The 3,641-nt window shown below is 58.5% G+C and carries 4 protein-coding genes; 2 read left to right on the plus strand and 2 right to left on the minus strand.

The window, feature by feature from the left end; all coding sequences use genetic code 11:
* Window positions 1–178: 178 nt before the first annotated feature.
* Window positions 179–994 carry a sulfonamide-resistant dihydropteroate synthase Sul2 gene (gene sul2, locus K5Q92_RS23440; protein WP_001043260.1) on the minus strand — a complete coding sequence of 272 codons (816 nt, stop codon included), beginning with the start codon at window positions 992–994 and terminating at the stop codon, window positions 179–181.
* Window positions 995–1,330: 336 nt separating this feature from the next.
* Here sul2 and K5Q92_RS23445 point away from each other — a divergent pair, with 336 nt between their 5' ends.
* Together K5Q92_RS23445 and K5Q92_RS23450 are read left to right on the plus strand one after the other, a co-directional pair.
* A complete protein-coding gene (locus K5Q92_RS23445; protein ID WP_000131876.1) occupies window positions 1,331–1,534 on the plus strand; it encodes a hypothetical protein in 204 nt (67 codons plus the stop codon).
* Window positions 1,525–1,746 (plus strand): hypothetical protein, encoded by a 222-nt coding sequence (locus K5Q92_RS23450; RefSeq protein ID WP_001251694.1) that lies wholly within the window; start codon window positions 1,525–1,527, stop codon window positions 1,744–1,746. Before K5Q92_RS23445 ends, K5Q92_RS23450 begins: the two co-directional genes overlap by 10 nt.
* 234 nt (window positions 1,747–1,980) lie before the next feature.
* Here the strand turns inward: K5Q92_RS23450 and mobV are convergent, their stop codons facing one another.
* Window positions 1,981–2,967 carry a MobV family relaxase gene (gene mobV, locus K5Q92_RS23455; RefSeq protein WP_000852935.1) on the minus strand — a complete coding sequence of 329 codons (987 nt, stop codon included), beginning with the start codon at window positions 2,965–2,967 and terminating at the stop codon, window positions 1,981–1,983.
* Window positions 2,968–3,641: the final 674 nt, after the last annotated feature.

Here is a 3,641-nt window from a genome sequence, read left to right on the forward strand (position 1 = left end):
AGGCTTTGCCACGTGTTGTATACTTTTTGGAAGTGAAGCCACAAAAGTACAAATTATTATCTCAAAAAATAAGCTATTTTATCAAAATTAAGCCCAGCAGCTAACATGAACTCGGGTCGCCCTCAAAGGGGACATGCCTGCTGAACCGCGAATATAGAGAAATATCCCGAATGTGCAGTTAACGAATTCTTGCGGTTTCTTTCAGCGCCGCCAATACCGCCAGCCCGTCGCGCAAGGGGCGCGGCTCGTGTGTGCGGATGAAGTCAGCTCCACCTGCGGCGGCGGCAAGCTCTGCAGCGAGTGTCGCGGCCCCGACATCCCCCGGACCACGGCCTGTGAGCGCGCGCAGAAAGGATTTGCGCGAAACAGACAGAAGCACCGGCAAATCGAAGCGCAGCCGCAATTCATCGAACCGCGCCAGCACCGAGAGCGAGGTTTCGGGAGCAGCCCCCAGAAAAAACCCCATGCCGGGATCAAGGACAAGGCGGTTGCGTTTGATACCGGCACCCGTCAGCGCCGCGATGCGCGCGTCAAAGAACGCCGCAATGTGATCCATGATGTCGCCAGCGGGTGCCTCGCGCCGATCTGCCTGCCCGTCTTGCACCGAATGCATAACGACGAGTTTGGCAGATGATTTCGCCAATTGCGGATAGAACGCAGCGTCTGGAAAACCGCGAATATCATTGAGATAGGCCACACCACGCGACAAGGCATAGGCTTGCGTCGCGGGTTGATAACTGTCGAGCGAGACGGGAATGCCATCTGCCTTGAGCGCGTCCAGCACCGGCGCGATACGCGCGATTTCTGTGTCGGACGAAACAGGCGCGGCGTCGGGATTGCTGGATGCCGGACCGAGGTCGATCACATCTGCCCCCTCGGCCATCAGCTTACGCGCCTGCGCAATGGCTGCGTCTGGCGCCAGATACCGGCCTCCATCGGAGAAACTGTCCGAGGTTATGTTGACGATGCCGAAAATGATGAGCGATTTATTCATGGGGGCTTCTATAATAATAATAATCGAGCATGAGTCTCATACGGATGCTCGGGTCGAAAGGGAATCCCCAGGCGAGTAACCTGTTTGCGGTGATCCATTAGCTGCAGGAGCAGAATAGCATACATCTGGAAGCAAAGCCAGGAAAGCGGCCTATGGAGCTGTGCGGCAGCGCTCAGTAGGCAATTTTTCAAAATATTGTTAAGCCTTTTCTGAGCATGGTATTTTTCATGGTATTACCAATTAGCAGGAAAATAAGCCATTGAATATAAAAGATAAAAATGTCTTGTTTACAATAGAGTGGGATACAGACACGCTTGATATGTTTGGAGATCAGCCATGACAGATCCACTCAAAGCCCTTTTCGGCAAGCCTGATTACTCCCATATCGTAAGGGACACCACGGCCACTATCAGCATCACAGCCGCTGAAATGGCCGCTGTTTTGGAGGCTTACGACAGGGGTATAGACACGCTGGACGGCACCACCAGAACGGCGCTGGATTCCGTTATATCGAAACTCAAGGACGAGGTATGGCCATGAGCATGTATTACATCAAGACAGGTCTGGAGTACTGGAAACCCAAGGGCTACGGGTACACCAAGAGCCGCGAGGAGGCGGGGGTTTTCACCCTCAAGGACATGGAAGAATTGAACCTCGATGGCTGCACCCTGGAACGCGCCGAAGTGGCGTTCCTGGACGAGGACGGCCCCAGTCCCGACCTACCCCACCGCGTCACCCTGCCCCGCGATTGAGCGGGGCGCTGGAGGGTTTCAAAGGGGCACCCTTTGGCACGGGATATGTGTCAAAAACGGAGTTTTTGTAAACATATCCGACGTGCCTGTAAATCCGCGCGATTACTGCCAGCCCTTACACCCCGGTTGCTTAGGGTTGGTTGAAAGTGGTTTAGGGTTGGTTGAAAGTGGTTTAATGTTGGTTAAACAATGGTTTAAGGTTGTTCAAGGTTGGTTAAAGTTGGTTGAAAAGGGTTAACGGCCCCTGCTGCGGTCGCTGCGCTCCCGTTCCCGCTTGGCCTTGAATCGCTCTTTGATCTGCTGGGCGCGCTCCTGCTTCTCCTGCTCGTTCTCCTGCCGCAATTTCACCGCCTGCCGGATCAGTCCCGCTACCTGATCCTTGGATAGCCCCTTAAACGGCTCCTGAAGGGCCTGTAAGCGTTTTTGCTGCTGGGCTAGGGTTTCCCTTAGCTCCTTGGCTCTTCGCTCGTTCTGGGCGCTTACAGCGGCTTTCTCGGCCATCGGCTGCACAGACCCCATTATTTTGGCGTTCAACCTTTGCGCCACCCCTTCGACCGTCTCCACGGCTCCGAACACCTTCTCGGCCAGTGACACCCCCTTGACCTTCTGGGGTTTCAGCTCGTCAGGCGTCAGGTGTGGCACGTCTCGGCCTGCCTGCTGGATCGCCCCATAGTGGGTTTTAACTCGCTGGTGTGTGGCCCTGCTGCCCTCGATGCCCCGTTCAAGCCCCAGATCGGCCACCCGTTCGGCGTAGCTGGTCTGGTCCTGGCTCATCTTCGTCCGGTTGCCAATGAACTCCTTGGCACTCAGGCGCCCGTCAGCCGTCCGAGGCACCACGAACGCCGACAGGTGCGGGGTCAGCTCATCCCGGTGGATCGTGGCCGTGACCACGTTCTCAGCGCCGTACTTGTCGGCCAGCCACTCGGTCGATCGCTTGAAGAACTCCCGCTGCTGGTCGGCGCTTGCGGTCTGCCACCACTCCGGCGAGGCGCTCATCACGTATTCGACCGCCAGCACCGCATCCTTGCGCCGCTTCTCCGGCAACCGCTCCCTGAGCTTGCCCATCGCCTCATCGGTCGATCTGGCCGCCAGGTGATCGTTGTCCGGTGTGCGCTCCTGATCGGCGTTCGGCGTCTCGCGGTCGCGGTAGCAGTGCTGCAACGCAGCCGCCACCGTGCCCATGCTGTTGAGCTTCTTCGCCCTCATGATCGCAAACGCCATCCGTCCCCCTCCGCACTGTCAGATTGCTGCCAGCCCGTCGAGGTACGAATGTGCCTCCGGCGGGCCACTTCTTTGAAGTGTATACTCACTAGACTTTACTCCGTAAAGTACGTGACCGCTACGCGGTTGCAGCGGCCTGCGGCCTTGCTCTACGGGCTTCGCCCTGCGCCTCCCTTCGGTCGTTGCGAACACCTTGGGGCGCTGCCCCAAACCCCGCGTTCGCCACGTGGCAGGGGTGCAGGTGGCCGCGCCGCTTCGCTCTGCTCTACCTGCCCCCTTGCCTGAGCGTGGGGGTCACTCCATCACGTCAAGGGTTCGCTTCGCCGGGTGCTCACCCGATCCCTTCCGCTTCGCTCCAGGGCTGCGGCTTCCGCTCCCGCCCTTGACGCTGCCGGAACGACCCAGCCTCTGGCTCTGGGGTTGGGAACGAAGGGAGCGCAGCGACCGCAGGCCCCAGCCCCCGAGCCTCACGGCGGCGAGTGTGGGGAGTCCAGAGGGGCAAAGCCCCTTTGGGCCTAGCGCAGCGGAAACAAACCCTCTCGCCTCTGGCGAGGCATTAACTCCAAGGGAGCGCAGCGACCGTCAGCAGGGTGCCAAGCGAAGCGCCGGCGGGACGGCAGTCCCTTAGAGGAGAAGGGGAAAAATACTAAATGGGGTTTGTTGCCCATCCCCTC

Source organism: Shewanella sp. MBTL60-007 (assembly GCF_019654915.1).
Lineage (GTDB): Bacteria > Pseudomonadota > Gammaproteobacteria > Enterobacterales > Shewanellaceae > Shewanella.